We start from the raw sequence: 16,647 nt of genomic DNA, 5'->3' as shown, positions 1-16,647 counted from the left end.
GGCATGACCCGCAACCTCTTCCAGAATCAGTCCAGTTGCAACAACCGATTGAATTCGCCGTGTCATGTCTCAGGACATCGGTGACGGTTCGGCATCAAGACACCGGTGACACTTCTGGTGGTCTTGGTGGTGACACTTCTGCCCCGAGGCTCGGCTGGTGGCAGTCAATGAATCCATCGATCCCCGTGTCCGTCTCGCGATCTCGCAGTGGCCCCAGGACGCCCCGCGTGGGGCGGTTTCGACGTTCTGGTGTCGAGCACGGCATCTCCCGCAAGTCGTTCTACGAGTTGCGCAAGCGCGCCAAGGCCGACGGGCCGTCCGCGGTACTCGAGCCCCGGGCCCGACACCCCAAGACCAGCCCTTCGACCGAGGCGATCACCGGCAAGCCGTACAAGCCCACCACCCAGGGCAAGAACGAACGCTTCCACCAGACCCTGCTCCGCTACCTCGACAAGCAGCCGCTCGCCGACACGCTCGCGCAGCTCCAAGCCAAAGTCGACGCGTTCGACCGCATCCACAACACGAGCGTCCTCACCAAGGACTGCCCGGGCGCATCACGCTGCTGGCCGCATCGCAGGCGACCTCCATCGCCGAGCCGCCCCACCCGAAGCCGGACCGGCCGATCTACCAGCCACCGGTCCCCGCCCTGCGTCCCCGGCTAAAGCCGGCCGCAGACCTACCCGCAGACACCCGAATCACCCGCCCCGAGCCAGGGACGACCTACCTCGGCGACGGCCACCCCCGCGGTCCACGCCCGACAAATCCCGGAGCGTCACCGAAGTCCCGACACACCAACCGCCACCAATGTCCTGATGCAGAACTCACCCATGTCCAGGCTCCGGGAGAGTGTCAGCGCTGGCTGTAGTCCCGGAAGCCGCGCTTGGTCTTGCGACCGAGGTAGCCCGCGGTGACCAGGTGCTCGAGCAGTGGTGCGGGCGCGAAGCCGGGCTCGCGGAACTCCAGGTAGAGCTCGCGCTGGATCGCCAGCGAGACATCGTTGCCGACCACGTCGAGCAGCTCGAACGGGCCCATCGGCAACGCACAGCCCTGCTTCATCGCCGTGTCGATGTCGTCGGCGGTGGCGTAGTGCGCCTCGAGCATCCGGACCGCGTCGTTGAGGTAGGGGAAGAGCAGCGCGTTGACGATGAAGCCGGCCCGGTCGGCGCACGAGACGCCGACCTTCCCGATCCTGGCCACCAGCGCCTGGGTCGTCTCGGTGACGACCTCGTCGGTGGCGACCGTCGAGACGATCTCGACCAGCTTCATGATCGGCGCCGGGTTGAAGAAGTGCATCCCGATGACGTCCTGCGGCCGCGACGTGGCCTGCGCGCACGCGATGATCGGCAGGCTGGAGGTCGTGGTCGCGAGGATCGCGCCCTGCTTGCAGATCTCGTCGAGGTTCTCGAAGAGCGTGGTCTTGATCGCCAGGTCCTCGGCGATCGCCTCGACCACGATGTCGACGTCCCTGAGGTCGTCGAGGGAGGTCGAGCCGGTCAGGCGCCCGAGCACCTCCGCCTTGGCCTCCTCGGTCGAGCGGCCGCGCTGGATCTGCTTGTCGAAGCTCTTGGTGATCGCGGCGACGACACCGTCGACCTTGTCGTTGGAGCGCCCGACGTACGTCACGTCGTAGCCGCTCTTGGCGAAGACCTCGATGATGCCGGTCGCCATGGTGCCGGTGCCGACCACGCCGACCAGCTTGATGTCGTGCCGGAGCTCGGGCTTCGCGTCGGCGGACGGCGTCCGGTCGTCGGCGACCACGACCGGGCTGTCGGGCGCCTCGTAGGCGTAGAAGCCGCGGCCGGTCTTGCGACCGAGCATCCCCGCGGTGACCATCTGCTTGAGGATCGGCGACGGTGCGTGCAGCCGGTCGCGACCCTGGCGGTACATCGTCTCGAGGATCTCGTACGCCGTGTCGAGGCCGATCAGGTCGAGCAGCGCCAGCGGACCCATGGGGTATCCGCAGCCGAAGCGCATCGCGGCGTCGATGTCCTCGCGGGTCGCGTAACGGCCCTCGTACATCGAGACCGCGTGGTTGAGGTAGCCGAACAGCAACGTGTTGGCGATGAACCCGGCCTTGTCGCCGCAGACGACCGGGGTCTTGCCGAGGTCGGCCATCAGCGTCCTGACCTCCTCGAGCACCTGCTCCTCGGTCACCACGGTACGGACGATCTCGACCAGCTGCTGCACCGGCGCCGGGTTGAAGAAGTGCACGCCGATGACCCGGCCGGGCGACGAGTTCGCGGTCGAGATCTCGGTGACCGAGAGGCTGGAGGTGTTCGTGGCGAGGATCGTGTCGGGACCGACGATCGCGTCGAGCTGGCGGAAGAGCGCCTTCTTGGTCTCCAGCGACTCGACCACGGCCTCGACCACCAGGTCGGCGGAGGCGACGTCACCGAGGGACGTGCTGAACCTGATCCTGCCCAGCAGCTCGACCTGCTCGGCCTCCGTCAGCTTCTCCCGCTTCACCGCACGGTTCGTCGAGTGCTCGAGGTACTGGCGACCCCGGGCCAACGCGTCGGTGTCCTTCTCGACACCTACGACGGCGTACCCGTTGCGGGCGAAGACCTCGGCGATGCCGGCGCCCATGGTGCCCAGGCCGATCACGCCGATCGTCGTGAAGGTGCGGGACTCTGCCGGAGAGGTCGTCATGCGGCGCATCGTGGCACGCGACCAGCGGGCTGGCTATGGCGTACTTCACTCACCAGTAACTTAACGATCCAATCGAGCACCGCCCGCGCGGTCAGTCGGCCCCGGCGGTAGATTCCACGCCCGTGAGACTCGTCGTAGCAACGTGCCAGGTCGACTACGCCGGGCGGCTGACCGCCCACCTCCCGCTGGCGACGCGGGTCCTGATGATCAAGGCCGACGGTTCGGTCCTGGTGCACTCCGACGGCGGCTCCTACAAGCCGCTCAACTGGATGTCGCCGCCGTGCACGCTTCGGGAAGGCACCACCGAGGACGGCCAGATCGAGTGGACCGTCACGAACCCCAAGACCGACGACACCCTGCGGATCCTGCTGACCGAGATCTTCAGCGACTCCAGCCACGTCCTCGGCATCGACCCGGGCCTGCAGAAGGACGGTGTCGAGAAGCACCTCCAGGAGCTGCTCGCCGAGCACCCGGCAACCCTCTCCCCCGGCCTGACGCTGGTACGCCGTGAGTACCCCACCGCCATCGGACCGGTCGACCTGATGTGTCGCGATGAGGCCGGCGCCTCCGTCGCCGTCGAGATCAAGCGCCGCGGCGACATCGACGGCGTCGAGCAGCTCACGCGCTACCTGGAGCTGCTCAACCGCGACCCGCTCCTCTCCCCCGTCCGCGGCATCTTCGCCGCCCAGGAGATCAAGCCGCAGGCCCGCGTCCTCGCCACCGACCGCGGCATCGCCTGCGCGCTCGTCGACTACGACGCCCTGCGCGGGCTCGACGACCCGAGCCACCGCCTCTTCTGACGAGCACTCGGCCGGCACGCCGTCCACAGGTTTCAGGGCGACGCTGGCGGCTCGCGAGAACCCGGCCTACGGTGACAGGTCTGGCACACCCGCCGTTTCGATCGCACCGAGAGCACCCTCAACGAGGTTGTGCGCCGCCTTCCAGAGCCTCAGTGATTGCAGGCTTACGGTCGTTTCTGACCTGCCCTAACGCAGCGCCGTCAAGCCGCAGCCCGGGTACTTGCTGCAGGAGAAGTCCGTCCCGGGTTCGCCCCACCCTCGCAGCTCGACGTACTGGCCGAGGGTGCGCGCCAAGCCGAGGTGTGGATGTGGATCCCACTCAGCCACCCCCATTCGGGCTGGCCCGGATGCGCTATGTCGGGAGCGCTGCGACGCGCCCAGAGTTAAGAGATGCCCCGCGCCCTCACGTCGGACGGCCGCCGTCCGATGAGTACGTCGGTCACAACCGACGTCCCCTCGGAGGGCACCGTGAGGCACCACCCCGTCCACCGCTCCGCCGTACGCCGCCTGGCCGGGGTGGTCGCGCTGGTCGCGGCGACCGTCGCCACCTCCGCGCCGGCGCCGGCCGTCGACCCGAAGGCCCCAGCGGGCCGGGTGGGCTCCCCCAGTTGGGCCACCGGCAACGGTGTGCTCACGCTCGACCGGGGCGATCTGGCCAAGACGCCGCAGGCGCCTCGCGGCGACGTCGTGGTGATGCAGTCGTGGGAGTACCTGCAGATCCCGGCGCTGCGCAGGAAGCATCCCGGCATCACGATCCTGATGTACAAGGACGCCTCGGCGGTCGTGAAGGAGGCCGAGTCCGCGACCGGCCGCTTCCCCGCGGGCATGGGCTACGACTGGGTCGCCGCCGAGCACCCGTCGTGGTTCCTGCGCGACCGCACCGGCCAGATCATCGAGTGGTCGGACTGGCGCGGGCTCTACCCGATGGACATCGCGGACAGCGGCTACCAGCAGACCTGGGCACGCAACGTCCTCGCCGAGCTGCGCGCCCACCGGTGGGACGGCGTGATGATGGACGACGTCCTGACCATCCTCAGCCACGACACCGTCGGCAACCGGGTCTCGACCCGCATCCCCGACGACGACGCGCAGTACGCCGCCACGGGTTCGTTCCTCGCCCGGATAGGCCCGGAGATCCGCCGCGCGGGCTACCTGGCCGTGCCCAACCTGTCGATTGAGTGGGACAACTGGAAGGCCACGCTGGCGGCCTGGACGCCGTACGTGTCGGGGTGGGAGAACGAGCACTTCACCAACTGGCCGGGCCAGGACGGCCGGTTCTCGGGCGCCGACTGGCGCTGGAAGTTCGACGCGGCGCGATGGCTCGCGGCCCGGAAGGTGCCGCTGCTCGCGGTCACCTACGGCCCCACCGGCGACCGCGTCGGGCAGACGTACCACCGCGCCACCTGGCTGCTGAGCTGGAACGGACGGACCGGCGCCAGCGTCTACGTGCCCGACGAGCTCGCGTCCAGCCACTGGCTCCCGGCCGCGACCCGGAGCGCCGGGCGCCCGCTCGGCCCGGCGCTCGAGCGCGCCGACGGCACCTGGACCCGCCGGTTCACCCGCGGGACCGTCGCCGTGAACCCGACGACGGAGTCCCGCCGCGTCCTCGGCGTACGCCTAGCTCCGACGACGGCCGTCATCCGGACTCGCTGACATCCCGCGGATCCTGCGACGATGAGCACGTGAGGATCTTCCACATCGCGACCCTGGCCGACTGGACCGACGCCCAGGCGACCGGCGCGTACACCACCTCGACCGTCGGCGTCACCCTCGAAGAGGAGGGCTTCCTGCACGCGAGCAGGGCCGAGCAGTGGGAGGGCGTGCGCGCGAGGTACTACGCGGACATCACCGAGCCGTTGGTGCTGCTCGAGATCGACACCGACCTGCTCGACGTCCCCGTCATCGAGGAGTCGCCTGCGGCGGGTGTCACCGAGACGTTCCCACACGTGTACGGCGCACTGGACCCGGCCGCCGTGGTGACCGTCACCCCGTTGTAGGTACGCCCGCGGAGTCGACGTGCGGCAGCGCGACCCGGACCACCGTGCCGACGCCGAGCTTGCTCTGCAGGTCGATCCAGCCACCGTGCGCCTCGACGATCGCGCGCGCGATCGGCAGCCCGAGGCCGGCGCCCGGCACCTGGTCGGCGATGGCCCGCGGCGAGCGGTAGAGCCGCTCGAACAGGCGCTCCTTCTCTTCGGGTGAGACCCCGATCCCGGTGTCCCGGACCTCGATGACGCCCATCGCCCCGTGGTCGGCGATGCCGATGTCGATGCTGCCGCCGCCGTGGGTGAACTTGAGGGAGTTGGTGACGACGTTCTCGACGACCTGGACCACGCGGTGGAAGTCCCCGGCCACCGGGCCGGTCTCGCCTCCGACGAAGGTCAGCGTGAGCGCGCGCTCGCGGGCCCGCAGCCGCTGATCCTCGACCACCTGACGGCAGACCCTCTCCAGCTCGAGTGGCTCCCGACGCATCCGCAACCGGTCGTCGTCGAGGAACGCCATCGTGAGCAGGTCGTTGACGAGCTGCAGCTCGCGCGACGCGTTGCGCTCGATGACGCTCAGCAGCTTGCGGGCCCGGCGGCTGAGGTCGAGCTCGTCGAGGTCGCCCATCAGCTCGGCGTACCCGATGATCGAGGTCAGCGGAGTGCGCAGCTCGTGCGAGACCGTGGCGATGACGTCGTCGCGAAGCCGCTGCGACTCGGCCTGCATCTGCAGCCGCTCGCTGACGTCCCGCAGTGCGACCGAGACGACTACGCCGTCCTCGGTGCGCAGCGGCGACATCGACAGCTCGACCGGGATCTCGCGCCCGTCTCGGTGTTGGGTGACGAACTGCTGGAAGGTGCCCATCGGGACGTCGCTCGGCTCAGCTACGTATGCCGCGAAGCCGGCCAGGGTCTCCTCCCGCAGCTGCTTGGGGACCAGCGCGTCGAGCCGGCGTCCGACCAGCTCCTCGCGAGTGTGGCCGAAGACGGCCTCCACCCGGTCGTTGACCAGCACGATGATGCCGGTGGCGTCGACGATGACGGTCGGGTCCGGCGCAGCCTCGAGCAGGCTCCGGAACCGCTCCTCGTCGCGGATCCGTGCGGTGATGTCGCGAACGGTCGCGGAGATGAACCGCTGGCCGTCGACCTCGATCGGAGCCAGGGAGATCTCGGCCGGGAACTCGCTGCCGTCGTGGCGCACGGCCGCCAGCCGGAGCAGCCCCATCGGCCGCGGGTTCGCGGCCGCGCCGTACCCGGCCCGGCGGCCCGGATGGTCCTGTCGGAACCGCATCGGGACCAGCGCGTCGACGGGCGTGCCCACCAGTTCGCCGGGCGCATAGCCGAAGACGCTGCGGCACTGCGCGTTGGCACGCACGACCACACCCGCGTCGTCGACGATCACGACGGCGTCCGGGAGCGTCTCGAAGACCCCACGGAAGAGCTCTCCCGCGTGCAGTTCCACGGGCTGACAGTAGCGGTTGGTGATGCTTCAACGATCCAGGAGAGCAACGACCTCGTCGGCGACGCCCCAGCTCAGCGTCACGCCGGCGCCACCGTGGCCGTAGCAGTGGACCACGTCGCCGACGCGTTCGAGTCGCACCGCCGGTCGCACCGGTCGCAGCCCGACCTTGTGCCGCAGCACCCGGGCGGTGCGCAGCTCCGGCACCAGCCGGGCACCACGCGCCAGCATCTCAGCCGCGGTCTGCGGCGACGGCGTGCGACTCCAGTCACCCTCGATGTCGGTGCCACCGACCACGACGTCATGCTCGCGCGGCACGACGTACGTCGGCCCCCGCGAGTCGAGCCACCAGCGCTCCAGGCCGAACTGCTCGACGACCACGACCTGGCCGCGCACGGGTACGACGGTCCGGTCCGTGCCGAGCAGCCGGGCGCCGAGGCCCGAGCAGTTCACCACCAGACCGGTCGCGGGCAGCGCTGCCAGGTTGAGCCTCGTGATGGTGCCCCCGAGCTCCTCGACCCGGTCCGCCAGCCAGTCGAGGTAGACGCCCATGTCGACCACCGGAGTCGTGAACGACCAGCCCGCCGCCCAGCCGGACGGCACGTCGCGGGTGTGCTCCAGCGCGGGCACCGCCGCCAGCCACCAGGGGTCCGGCCGGTCGGCGGTCAGCACCTCGGTGCCCGGGAGCATCCGCACCCCGCTTTCGGGATCCGTGTCGGCCAAGGCGTCGAAGACGGCGTACGACGTGCGCGCCCAGGCCGTCACCCGGTCCTGCGGGAGCGCCCGGTAGGGGTACCAGAGCGCGGCCGCGACGGCGGAGGTCGTCTCCCGCGGCAGGTCGCGCGCGACCACGTCCACGCGGAGCCCGGCCTCCAGCAGCCGCACCGCGCAGGTCAGGCCGACGACGCCGGCGCCGACCACGATCACCCGCTCGTCGCGACCCATGGATGAAGTGTGGCCCACGAGGCTGCGCGCAGGTCACCTTCCGGTCTCACGCCCCCTTGGTGTCGAGCAGCGTGAGGCCGACCATCTCAGCGACCCGAGCTCACTTCTCGCCTGGTTCTGACCCGCGGCCGATAAACCGCGAAGTGGAGACACTCCCACCCCTTCATGCTCATTTTCTTATCTCACGGCTCACAAAATTCGAAGCAAACCGATAATGATCCTCGGCCAGCACTTGCGGGCAACTAGCGACCCCAGCAGTCTTGCCGGACGTAGCAAAGGTGAAATGGGCGTGGTAACGGGAGAAACAACGGCCAAGGCCTCATGGTTGGGCCAGTAACTGCTCTGACACAAGTGCGCATGCGACTCGGATGCGCTCTGTCGGCCGTTGAACCCGCTTCCCCTGAAACGCGGAACGTGAAGTGGACTGGCCCGAATGGAGCGAGAGAATGATATTGCATCCCCATTACCTCGGCGTCGCCCTCACTGCGGCTCTACTGCTCGCCTCAAGCGCGGTACCCGGATGGGCGGCCAACGACAGCGCGGCGGCTGGCCGCACGGACCAAGCCGGACTTTACGTCACTGCGATCCGCGGCGTCCAGGACATCCGGACCAATCCTGGCACGACCCCCGGTCTGACCTACGCGCACCCTGTCCAGGCCTACTTCAGCGGCAACGCCTTCCTGGCCGTCGGCACCTACAAGGGCGTTGGAGTGGACAGCTGCACGCCTGCTAGCGGCAAGTGGAGCAGCTACACCGACGGAGAGACGCCAGGCGGGGTCTACTTCTGCCTCACCGACCTGACCAACCAATTCGGGGTCGGCGCGACGCCGACGATGAAGGTCGCGCAGGCCATCTGTTCCGGCGCCAACTCCGGGTGGGCGACTTACATTAACGGCAACCAGCAACGCTGCCGTCCCGGCTACAACTCGACCGGGATCGGGGGTGGCGTGGGGCTCGAGGTTGCCTCCAGCGGCTCGATCTCGGGGTCATACAACATCGACGTCAAGCACAGCGGGCTCGAGCTGTATAGCACTTACCTTTCGACTTGGTACGACCTCAATGCCAACCACCTCAACGTGAACGCTCCGTATCAGTTGACGAGACCTAGTACCCGCCGCGTCAACTCCTACCTGGGCACCCTGGACTGAGAGGCTTCGTCATGAAGAGTGGAACCGTTCGTGGACTTGCCGTGGTCACCCTCGCGCTGCCAGTGCTTGCCGGGTGCGGCACGACCCAGGGCCGCGCCGTCGAAACGGTCCGTGCCCCCTCGGCGGCCGAGGGTTGCTCCGCGAAGGTCGAGCCGATCGACGAGAGCCCGTCCTTCACGCCGTACGAGCGGCGCCTGACCCACAGCCCCTTCCCCGACGACCTGGCGGTCCGGGCGGTCGAGACCCCGCCGCTCGGACTGCCCGACACGCTGGACGGGCTGGCGGTGGTCGGGGCCAGCGAGGCGGAGCACGGGGCCGGCAGCACGGTCGCCTACGGCGGGGCCGCACCGAAGGAGGGCCGGTCAGCGTTCCTGCGGTCCGGCGGGCTGCTGGTCGTTCTCAGCCCGGGCGTCGCGGGCGAGTCGGTCGCGCGGGACCTCGCCGGCGACCCGCTCGTGGCCGACCGGATCGTGCAGACGACCGTCGGCGAGCACGACGCCGCCGTGACGTGGGCCGATCCCGACGAGAGCGGATTGCGTCCCCATCACGTGCTGTGGACCGAGCCGTCGGGCCAAGAGATCGACCTGGTGGGCGTGCGCGCTCCCGAGGAGCTGGTCGCGATCGCCCGCGACTGGGTCTGCTGAACGACGACTCAGGCGCCGGCCTGGCGCGGGGCGGTCGGGTCGGCGCCCCCTCCGCCCTGCTCGCGCGCGACGTACTCCTCGATGTCCTCGACGTCGTCGAGGTTGCGCTTCACCACGGCCAGCAGGTCGCTCATCGTGGCGACCTCCTCGACCTGCTCCTTGATGAACCACTGCATGAACTGCTCGGAGGCGAAGTCGAACTCCTCGCGGGCGATGCGCAGCAGCCCGTTGATCTGGTCGGTGACCCGCTTCTCCTGGGCCAGCGCGAGCTCGACCGGGCCGACGACGTCGGCGAAGTCGTTGACGGGCGCCTCGACGGCCGGGATCGTCACGGCGCTGTCGGTGTCGAGAAGGTACTGGATCATCATCGACGCGTGCGCGCGCTCCTCGAGCGCCTGCGCATAGAAGAAGGCCGCCATCTGCGGCATCGTCAGCGCGTCGTAGTAGACGGCGCAGGCGAGGTACTGGTTGTGCGCGGCGAGCTCGTTGCCCACCTGGAGGTTGAGCTGGTCGACGAAGCGGGGTGCGGCCACAAAAGGCTCCTCGGTCGGCGGGTCGGTCAGGCAGGCAGATCAAGCAGCTTTGGCAAGCTTCTTCTTGGTGACCTTCTTGCCGTCGACCGTGACGAGCTTGCGCTTCTTGACCGTATACCCGTCCGGCAGGGTGCCTTCCTTCAGCATCCGCAGCGGACAGCGTCCGCACTTGGACTTGGAGACGCAGCACTCCGTCTTCGGCAGCTTGCGTCCGCTCTTCTTCCCCACGCGGGAACGGTAGCACGATCCTTAGGACAGCCTTACCTCAACGTGATGCGTCTCTATTCAAGGTGTGTATAGTGCGGCGTCATGAGCGCCGCACTCCCCCTCCTCGCCCTGCTCGAGCAGGAGCCCGCCCACGGCTACACCCTCAAGCAGCGGTACGACGACCGCTTCTCGCGCACCCGCCCGCTGGCCTTCGGCCAGGTGTACGCCGCACTCTCCCGGTTCGAGACCAAGGGCTGGGCCGAGGTCGCCGAGGTCGAGGTCGTCGACGGCCCGGAGCGGAAGCGCTACCGGATCACCGAGGACGGCGTCGAGGCGATCACCGAGTGGGTCTACACCCCCCAGCAGCCGACGGAGTTCGCGATGAGCAACCTCTACACGCGCGTGAGCGTGGCCCTCACCTCCGGGCGGTCCGCCGCCGAGGTCCTCGACCGGCAGCGGGTGCAGCACCTCGCCCGGATGCGTGAGCTCACCCAGGAGCGCAAGACCGCGACCCCGGCTGCCCAGCTCGCGATCACCTACGAGCTCGCGCACCTCGACGCCGACCTGCGCTGGATCGAGGAAGCCGGCACCCGGCTCGAGGACCTGCGATGACCCCCGGACCGGCCATCCTCGAGAGTCGGGCGCTCACCGTCCGGTACGGCGACACGCTCGCCGTCGACGCCGTCGAGCTGGCGATCATGCCCGGGTCACGGACCGCGATCATGGGGCCGTCCGGCTCCGGCAAGTCCACGCTCGTGCACGCGCTCGCCGGCGTCGTACGTCCCGACTCCGGAGAGGTCTGGTTCGAGGACGAGCGGCTCGACCTGCTCAGCGAGGGCGAGCGGAGTCGCCGCCGGCTGGCGCGGATGGGCATGGTCTTCCAGTTCGGCGACCTGGTGCCGGAGCTCACGCTCGTCGAGAACGTGATGCTGCCCCTCCAGGTCCTCGGCGAGAAGTCCCGCCACGCCCGGGCGCGGGCACTCGAGATGCTGGACACCCTCGGTGTGGCCGACCTGGCCGACCGTCGTACCGGCGCGGTGTCCGGCGGCCAGATCCAGCGCGCCGCGGTCGCCCGCGCCCTGGTGCACCGCCCGGCCGTGGTGCTGGCCGACGAGCCCACGGGGGCGCTCGACAGCCTCACCGCGGAGCGGGTGCTCGACACGTTGGTCGCCGTCGCCGGCGCGACCGGTGCGGCGCTGGTCGTGGTGACCCACGACCACGTGGTCGCCTCGCACCTCGACAACCTGGTCGTCGTCCGCGACGGCCGGGTCGCCGAGGGAGCCGTCGCGTGACCTCGCTCCTGCTCGGGCTGCGCCTGTCCGTCACGCCAGCCGCACGGCTGCGGACGGCGATGCTGGCGCTGGCGGCGGCGCTGGGTACGGCGATCGTCCTCATCACGGTGGCTGCGGGCCGTCACCAGTTGGTCACCGCGACGGCGTACCAGAACGAGATGCCGCAGCTGGTCCTGGTCATCGTCGCCGCGGTCGCGATGCCCTGCACCGTGCTCGTCGCCACCGTCGCCCGGCTCTCCGCCTCGATGCGCGACCGACGGCTTGCCAACCTGCGGCTGATCGGACTGAGCCCGAACCAGACCCGCCTGGTCGGCACCGGCGAGGCCGGTGGCGCCGCGCTCGTCGGCACGGTCCTGGGCTGGGTCGGCTTCTGGCTGGTCCGGCCGGTGCTGCTGGGGCATTCGCCGGCCGGCGCGGCCTGGGGCGACTTCTTCTCACCGACGATCGCCGACCAGGTGCTGGTCGTCGTCGGCGTCCCCACGATCGCGGTCCTGGCCAGCGTCCTTCCGGCGCGGTCCTCGGTCAGCGATGCCCTCGCCGTCAGTCGACGCGCGGACCGACGACCGCCGGGCCGGTGGCGGCTGCTGCCTCTCGCCGCCGGCGTCGCGCTCTGCCTCTACGTCGTGGCGTCCGGTCCTCACGAGGAGGAGATCTCCGACGCTCAGGTGGTGGCCCTGTTCGGCGGGATCGGGCTGACCGCGATCGGGATGCTCCTGGTGCTGCCGGTCCTGGTGCGCCTGCTGACCCGGTTCGCCGCCGGTCGCTCGCTCGGACCGGCCCAGCGTCTCGCCGTACGACGTCTCGAGGCGCAGCCCGCGGGGGTCGCCCGGATCATCGCGGCGCTGCTGATCGGGCTGTTCCTGGCGACGGGCGCCCGGTTCGTGCTGGTCGCCTTCGAGAGCACCCCGCAGTACGTCCAGGGCGAGCGCAACGAGAAGGTCGAGCAGCGGGTGGAGGTGCCGACCACCCAGGAGAAGGCCGAGAGCCTCGCCGGCCGGCTCGCGCGGATCGACGCCGTCACCGAGGTGGTGGACGTCCCCGTCCTCCACAACGCTCAGGAGGGCACGGAGGCAATGGTCGCGACCTGTGACCAGCTGGCCGCGATCGACCCCGGCTTCGAGGGGTGCCGCGACGGCGAGCCGATGCGGCTCGCGAGCGAGGGGGCGACCGCTCACGCCTCCGGGCCCACGACCTGGAGCGCGGGCGACCGGGTGTCCCGGGAAGTCGTGACCACACCGGCCGACCTCCCGCTCGCCACCGTCGACCGCCCGGTCTTCGAGGCGCTGTCGCCGATCTATGCGGACGTGATCATCCCGCCCGAGATGGTCGGCGACCTGCCGCCGTCGACCCGGCACAGCCTGCTCGTGCTCGGCCCGCCGGGCCCCGATCTCGCCAGCAGGGTCGCCGACCTCGGGTTCAGCCCGAGCACCTACGGCACCGAGGACTACGACTTCGTGGTGACGATGCGATCGGTGATCTGGACCGTGGCGGGCGTCGTGCTCGGCGTGGGGCTGCTGGCCCTCCTGGTCTCCGCGATCGACCGCGCCTCCCAGCGCCGCAAGGAGATCGTGGCGCTGCAGCTCGTGGGCCTGGGGCGTGGGGTGATCCGGTGGGCGCAGGGCCTCGAGACCGCCGTCCCCGTCGTCATCGGCTCCGCCCTCGCGGTCGGGCTCGGCGCGGTCTCCGGCGCGACGTACCTCAGCCTCGACGGCAGCTCCACGATCCCGTGGGAGCAGACGCTCGTCCTCGGCGGTGTGGCCGTGGTCGGCGGCCTCGTCGTCGCCGCGGTCAGCATGGTCGCGTGCGCACCGCGGCTGCGTCCGGAGGAGATCCGCGCCGAGTAGGTCGGCTCGGTCAGTCGAGGTCGTTGGCCCGGCGGATCACGTCGACGATGCCGCCCATGATCTCGGTGAGGCCGTAGTCCTTGGGTGTGTAGACGGCGGCCACGCCGAGCTCGCGCAGCTTGCGCCCGTCGGAGTCGGGGATGATCCCGCCGACGATGACCGGGACGTCGCCGAGCCCCGCGTCGCGGAGCCCGTCGAGGACGTCGGGCACCAGCTCCATGTGCGAGCCGGACAGGATCGACAGGCCGATGCAGTGCACGTCCTCGGCGATCGCCGCGGACACGATCTGCTCCGGGGTGAGCCGGATGCCCTGGTAGATGACCTCGAAGCCGGCGTCCCGGGCACGTACGGCGACCTGCTCGGCGCCGTTCGAGTGGCCGTCGAGCCCGGGCTTGCCCACCAGTAGCCGCAGCCGGCTCCCGAGCTCGTCCCCGGTCGCGCGCACCCGCTCCCGGACCGCGGTCAACTCGGCGCCGGCCTCTGCGACGACGGCACCGCTGACGCCGGTCGGGCCGCGATACTCGCCGAAGACCTCGCGCAGGGCGGCGGCCCACTCCCCCGTGGTCGCGCCGGCACGGGCGGCGACCAGGGTCGGGCCCATCAGGTTGGCGTCGGTCTTCGCGGCGGCCGCGAGCGCGGCGAGCGCCTCGGCGACCTCGGCCTCGTCTCGCTGCGCCTTCCACTGCTCGACGCTCGCGAGGGCGGTCCGCTCGGCTTCGGGGTCGGCGGCCATGATCGCGCCGTCGAGGTCGGCGGTGAGCGGCGACGGCTCGGTGGTCTCGTAGGCGTTGACGCCCACGATCTTCTCCTCACCCGACTCGATCCGCGCGCGGCGGGCGGCGTGGGAGGAGACCAGCTCGGACTTCATGTACTCGACCGACGCGATCGCGCCACCCATCGCCTGGATCCGGTCGATCTCAGCCCGAGCGCCCTCGACCAGCTCGGCGACCTTGGCCTCGATCACGGGCGAGCCGTCGAAGATGTCCTCGTACTCGAGGAGGTCGGACTCGAAGGCGAGCACCTGCTGGAGACGCAGCGACCACTGCTGGTCCCAGGGTCGCGGCAGGCCGAGCGCCTCGTTCCACGCCGGGAGCTGTACAGCGCGGGCGCGGGCGCTCTTGGAGAGTGTGACGCCGAGCATCTCGAGCACGATCCGCTGCACGTTGTTCTCCGGCTGGGCCTCCGTCAGACCGAGCGAGTTGACCTGCACGCCGTACCGGAACCGCCGCATCTTGGGGTCCTCGACGCCGTACCGCTCCCGGGTGATCTCGTCCCAGAGCTGCACGAAGGCGCGCATCTTGCAGGTCTCCTCGACGAACCGGACGCCGGCGTTGACGAAGAACGAGATCCGGCCGACGACCTTCTCGAAGTCGTCGGCGGAGACCTGCCCCGCGTTCTTCACCTGGTCGAGCACGGCGATCGCGGTGCTCAGCGCGTAGGCGAGCTCCTGCGTCGGCGTCGCCCCGGCCTCCTGCAGGTGGTAGCTGCAGATGTTGATCGGGTTCCACTTCGGGATCTGGTGGACCGTGTAGGCGATCATGTCGGCGATCAGCCGCATCGAGGCCTCGGGCGGGAACGCGTAGGTCCCGCGGGAGAGGTACTCCTTGATGATGTCGTTCTGGGTGGTGCCGGCGAGCTGGGCGGCGACCTCCTCCACCGACAGGTCGCCTCCTGATGATGCTGCCTGCTCCTCGGCGACGACCTGGTACAAAGCGAGCATCCACATCGCGACCGCGTTGATCGTCATCGAGGTGTTCATCTCGACGAGCGGGATGCCCTCGAAGAGGCGCCGCATCTCGCCGAGGTGCGGGATCGGCACGCCGACCTTGCCGACCTCGCCGCGCGCCAGCGGGGAGTCCGGGTCGTAGCCGGTCTGGGTCGGCAGGTCGAAGGCGACCGACAGTCCGGTCTGCCCCTTCGCGAGGTTGGTGCGGTACAGCTCGTTGGACGCCGCTGCGGTCGAGTGCCCGGAGTACGTGCGCATCAGCCACGGCCGGTCCTTGGCGTGGCTCGCTGCCGGGTGGGACAGGGGGTCGCTCATGGACCGAGCGTAGGACGACGACTACCGCTTGGTAACCGCTCTGGCGTGTGGCTTATCCGACAGCCGCAGGAAGGCGTTCGACCTCGACCAGCCGGATCAGGTGGGTGAGGTGCAGCATCCGACGCACGGACGGGCCACAGCCGCGCAACGTGAGGCGACGCCCCGTGCGCGAGGCCTGTCGGGTGGCGACCGCGAGCACCTTGAGCGCGGTCTTGTCGATGGTGGTCACGTCGGTGAGGTCGATGACGACGTCCTCGTCGTGGCCGAGCAGGTGCTCGTAGATCGCGTTGCGGACCTCCATCGTGCTGCGCACGTCGAAGTCACCGCTGAGATGGATGGTCGGACCGTCGGTGAAGATCTCCATCGTTCTGCCCCGTTTCTCGGAACCCCGCGTCCCGATCAGCCGTCCTTGGCCTGTCACTCACTATGACGCGTACAACACCCGGAAGGTTGCCTCTCATCCCGAACTTTTCCGCCGTGTCGCGTCCGGTGCCAGCCACTACCCTGGGCCCATGGTCAACCTCACCCGGATCTACACCCGCACCGGCGACGCCGGCGAGACCCGCCTCGGGGACATGAGCCTCACCACGAAGACCGACCCGCGGCTGGCGGCGTACGCCGACGTCGACGAGGCGAACGCCCACCTCGGGCTCGCGCTCGCGCAGGGTGGGCTCGAGGCCGATGTCGTCGCCTTGCTGACCCGGGTGCAGAACGACCTCTTCGACGTCGGCGCCGACTTCTGCACCCCGGTGGTGGCAGAGCCGGAGTACCCGCCGCTGCGCATCGAGCAGGAGTACGTCGACCGCCTCGAGGCGTGGTGCGACGAGTACAACGCGGAGCTGCCCACGCTCCGCTCGTTCATCCTCAACGGCGGCACCGAGGGCGCGGCGCTGCTGCACGTGGCCCGCACCGTCGTACGACGGTCGGAGCGGTCGGCCTGGGCGGCGTACGAGATCCACGGCGAGACCATGAACCTGCTGGCCGTGAAGTACCTGAACCGACTGTCGGACCTGCTCTTCATCCTGGCCCGGCACGCCAACCGTGAGAACGGCGACGTGCTGTGGGTGCCGGGCGGCGAGCGGGGCTGACTCTCGGGACGCGCC

The 16,647-nt window shown here is 69.9% G+C and carries 17 protein-coding genes; 10 read left to right on the top strand and 7 right to left on the bottom strand.

Annotated features, from left to right (window positions below; genetic code table 11):
* The first annotated feature begins 227 nt into the window (after positions 1–227).
* Positions 228–662 carry an integrase core domain-containing protein gene (locus ABEA33_RS08395; protein ID WP_425577367.1) on the top strand — a complete coding sequence of 145 codons (435 nt, stop codon included), beginning with the start codon at positions 228–230 and terminating at the stop codon, positions 660–662.
* 187 nt (positions 663–849) lie between these two features.
* Here the strand turns inward: ABEA33_RS08395 and ABEA33_RS08390 are convergent, their stop codons facing one another.
* Positions 850–2,649 carry a 3-hydroxyacyl-CoA dehydrogenase family protein gene (locus ABEA33_RS08390; RefSeq protein WP_345526289.1) on the bottom strand — a complete coding sequence of 600 codons (1,800 nt, stop codon included), beginning with the start codon at positions 2,647–2,649 and terminating at the stop codon, positions 850–852.
* A gap of 122 nt (positions 2,650–2,771) precedes the next feature.
* Between ABEA33_RS08390 and nucS the strand changes: the two genes are divergently transcribed.
* The 3 genes from nucS (at position 2,772) to ABEA33_RS08375 (ending at position 5,446) form a co-directional block, all read left to right on the top strand.
* A complete protein-coding gene (gene nucS, locus ABEA33_RS08385; protein ID WP_345526288.1) occupies positions 2,772–3,449 on the top strand; it encodes an endonuclease NucS in 678 nt (225 codons plus the stop codon).
* Positions 3,450–3,917: 468 nt separating this feature from the next.
* The gene (locus tag ABEA33_RS08380) at positions 3,918–5,102 is read left to right on the top strand and encodes a putative glycoside hydrolase (protein WP_345526287.1); all 1,185 of its coding nucleotides are present in this window, start codon (positions 3,918–3,920) and stop codon (positions 5,100–5,102) included.
* Between the two features lie 29 nt (positions 5,103–5,131).
* Complete coding sequence (locus ABEA33_RS08375) at positions 5,132–5,446, top strand: DUF952 domain-containing protein (RefSeq protein ID WP_345526286.1); 315 nt, start codon at positions 5,132–5,134, stop codon at positions 5,444–5,446.
* Here the strand turns inward: ABEA33_RS08375 and ABEA33_RS08370 are convergent.
* Positions 5,433–6,893 carry a sensor histidine kinase gene (locus ABEA33_RS08370; protein ID WP_345526285.1) on the bottom strand — a complete coding sequence of 487 codons (1,461 nt, stop codon included), beginning with the start codon at positions 6,891–6,893 and terminating at the stop codon, positions 5,433–5,435. The two genes, ABEA33_RS08375 and ABEA33_RS08370, sit on opposite strands and share 14 nt — an antisense overlap.
* Before the next feature lie 27 nt (positions 6,894–6,920).
* Positions 6,921–7,835 carry an FAD-dependent oxidoreductase gene (locus ABEA33_RS08365; RefSeq protein WP_345526284.1) on the bottom strand — a complete coding sequence of 305 codons (915 nt, stop codon included), beginning with the start codon at positions 7,833–7,835 and terminating at the stop codon, positions 6,921–6,923.
* Between the two features lie 419 nt (positions 7,836–8,254).
* Between ABEA33_RS08365 and ABEA33_RS08360 the strand changes: the two genes are divergently transcribed.
* Both ABEA33_RS08360 and ABEA33_RS08355 read left to right on the top strand, forming a co-directional pair.
* A complete protein-coding gene (locus ABEA33_RS08360) occupies positions 8,255–8,983 on the top strand; it encodes a hypothetical protein (protein ID WP_345526283.1) in 729 nt (242 codons plus the stop codon).
* An 11-nt stretch (positions 8,984–8,994) separates the two neighbouring features.
* Positions 8,995–9,627 carry a hypothetical protein gene (locus tag ABEA33_RS08355; RefSeq protein ID WP_345526282.1) on the top strand — a complete coding sequence of 211 codons (633 nt, stop codon included), beginning with the start codon at positions 8,995–8,997 and terminating at the stop codon, positions 9,625–9,627.
* An 8-nt stretch (positions 9,628–9,635) separates the two neighbouring features.
* Here the strand turns inward: ABEA33_RS08355 and ABEA33_RS08350 are convergent, their stop codons facing one another.
* Both ABEA33_RS08350 and ABEA33_RS08345 read right to left on the bottom strand, forming a co-directional pair.
* Positions 9,636–10,160, bottom strand: a complete 525-nt coding sequence (locus tag ABEA33_RS08350) for a ferritin (protein ID WP_345526281.1) — start codon at positions 10,158–10,160, stop codon at positions 9,636–9,638.
* A gap of 39 nt (positions 10,161–10,199) precedes the next feature.
* Positions 10,200–10,388, bottom strand: a complete 189-nt coding sequence (locus ABEA33_RS08345; RefSeq protein ID WP_345526280.1) for a hypothetical protein — start codon at positions 10,386–10,388, stop codon at positions 10,200–10,202.
* Positions 10,389–10,469: 81 nt separating this feature from the next.
* On the opposite strand from ABEA33_RS08345, the gene ABEA33_RS08340 reads away from it, so the two are divergent.
* The 3 genes from ABEA33_RS08340 to ABEA33_RS08330 are packed head-to-tail and all read left to right on the top strand — an operon-like array spanning position 10,470 to position 13,503.
* Positions 10,470–10,979 (top strand): PadR family transcriptional regulator, encoded by a 510-nt coding sequence (locus tag ABEA33_RS08340; RefSeq protein ID WP_345526279.1) that lies wholly within the window; start codon positions 10,470–10,472, stop codon positions 10,977–10,979.
* Positions 10,976–11,659 carry an ABC transporter ATP-binding protein gene (locus ABEA33_RS08335; protein WP_345526278.1) on the top strand — a complete coding sequence of 228 codons (684 nt, stop codon included), beginning with the start codon at positions 10,976–10,978 and terminating at the stop codon, positions 11,657–11,659. The genes ABEA33_RS08340 and ABEA33_RS08335 overlap by 4 nt, the downstream gene beginning before the upstream one ends.
* A complete protein-coding gene (locus tag ABEA33_RS08330; protein ID WP_345526277.1) occupies positions 11,656–13,503 on the top strand; it encodes an FtsX-like permease family protein in 1,848 nt (615 codons plus the stop codon). Before ABEA33_RS08335 ends, ABEA33_RS08330 begins: the two co-directional genes overlap by 4 nt.
* A 10-nt stretch (positions 13,504–13,513) precedes the next feature.
* Here ABEA33_RS08330 and ABEA33_RS08325 read toward each other — a convergent pair whose 3' ends face one another.
* Positions 13,514–15,544 (bottom strand): protein meaA, encoded by a 2,031-nt coding sequence (locus ABEA33_RS08325; RefSeq protein ID WP_345526276.1) that lies wholly within the window; start codon positions 15,542–15,544, stop codon positions 13,514–13,516.
* Positions 15,545–15,596: 52 nt separating this feature from the next.
* The gene (locus tag ABEA33_RS08320; protein ID WP_345526275.1) at positions 15,597–15,908 is read right to left on the bottom strand and encodes an STAS domain-containing protein; all 312 of its coding nucleotides are present in this window, start codon (positions 15,906–15,908) and stop codon (positions 15,597–15,599) included.
* A 148-nt stretch (positions 15,909–16,056) separates the two neighbouring features.
* On the opposite strand from ABEA33_RS08320, the gene ABEA33_RS08315 reads away from it, so the two are divergent.
* On the top strand, positions 16,057–16,632 hold the full coding sequence (locus ABEA33_RS08315; protein ID WP_345526274.1) for a cob(I)yrinic acid a,c-diamide adenosyltransferase: 576 nt from the start codon (positions 16,057–16,059) through the stop codon (positions 16,630–16,632).
* The last annotated feature ends 15 nt before the right edge of the window (positions 16,633–16,647 follow it).

Source organism: Nocardioides endophyticus (assembly GCF_039543845.1).
GTDB lineage: Bacteria > Actinomycetota > Actinomycetes > Propionibacteriales > Nocardioidaceae > Nocardioides > Nocardioides endophyticus.
The sequence above is the reverse complement of the archived record's forward strand: the minus strand, read 5'-3'. Positions and strand labels throughout refer to the sequence as shown.

Coding starts and splice junctions, on each gene's coding strand:
- ABEA33_RS08390 (WP_345526289.1), bottom strand. CDS start 2,649: ATGACGACCTCTCCGGCAGAGTCCCGCACCTTCACGACGATCGGCGTG.
- ABEA33_RS08355 (WP_345526282.1), top strand. CDS start 8,995: ATGAAGAGTGGAACCGTTCGTGGACTTGCCGTGGTCACCCTCGCGCTG.
- ABEA33_RS08335 (WP_345526278.1), top strand. CDS start 10,976: ATGACCCCCGGACCGGCCATCCTCGAGAGTCGGGCGCTCACCGTCCGG.
- ABEA33_RS08325 (WP_345526276.1), bottom strand. CDS start 15,544: ATGAGCGACCCCCTGTCCCACCCGGCAGCGAGCCACGCCAAGGACCGG.
- ABEA33_RS08340 (WP_345526279.1), top strand. CDS start 10,470: ATGAGCGCCGCACTCCCCCTCCTCGCCCTGCTCGAGCAGGAGCCCGCC.
- ABEA33_RS08315 (WP_345526274.1), top strand. CDS start 16,057: ATGGTCAACCTCACCCGGATCTACACCCGCACCGGCGACGCCGGCGAG.
- ABEA33_RS08320 (WP_345526275.1), bottom strand. CDS start 15,908: ATGGAGATCTTCACCGACGGTCCGACCATCCATCTCAGCGGTGACTTC.
- ABEA33_RS08365 (WP_345526284.1), bottom strand. CDS start 7,835: ATGGGTCGCGACGAGCGGGTGATCGTGGTCGGCGCCGGCGTCGTCGGC.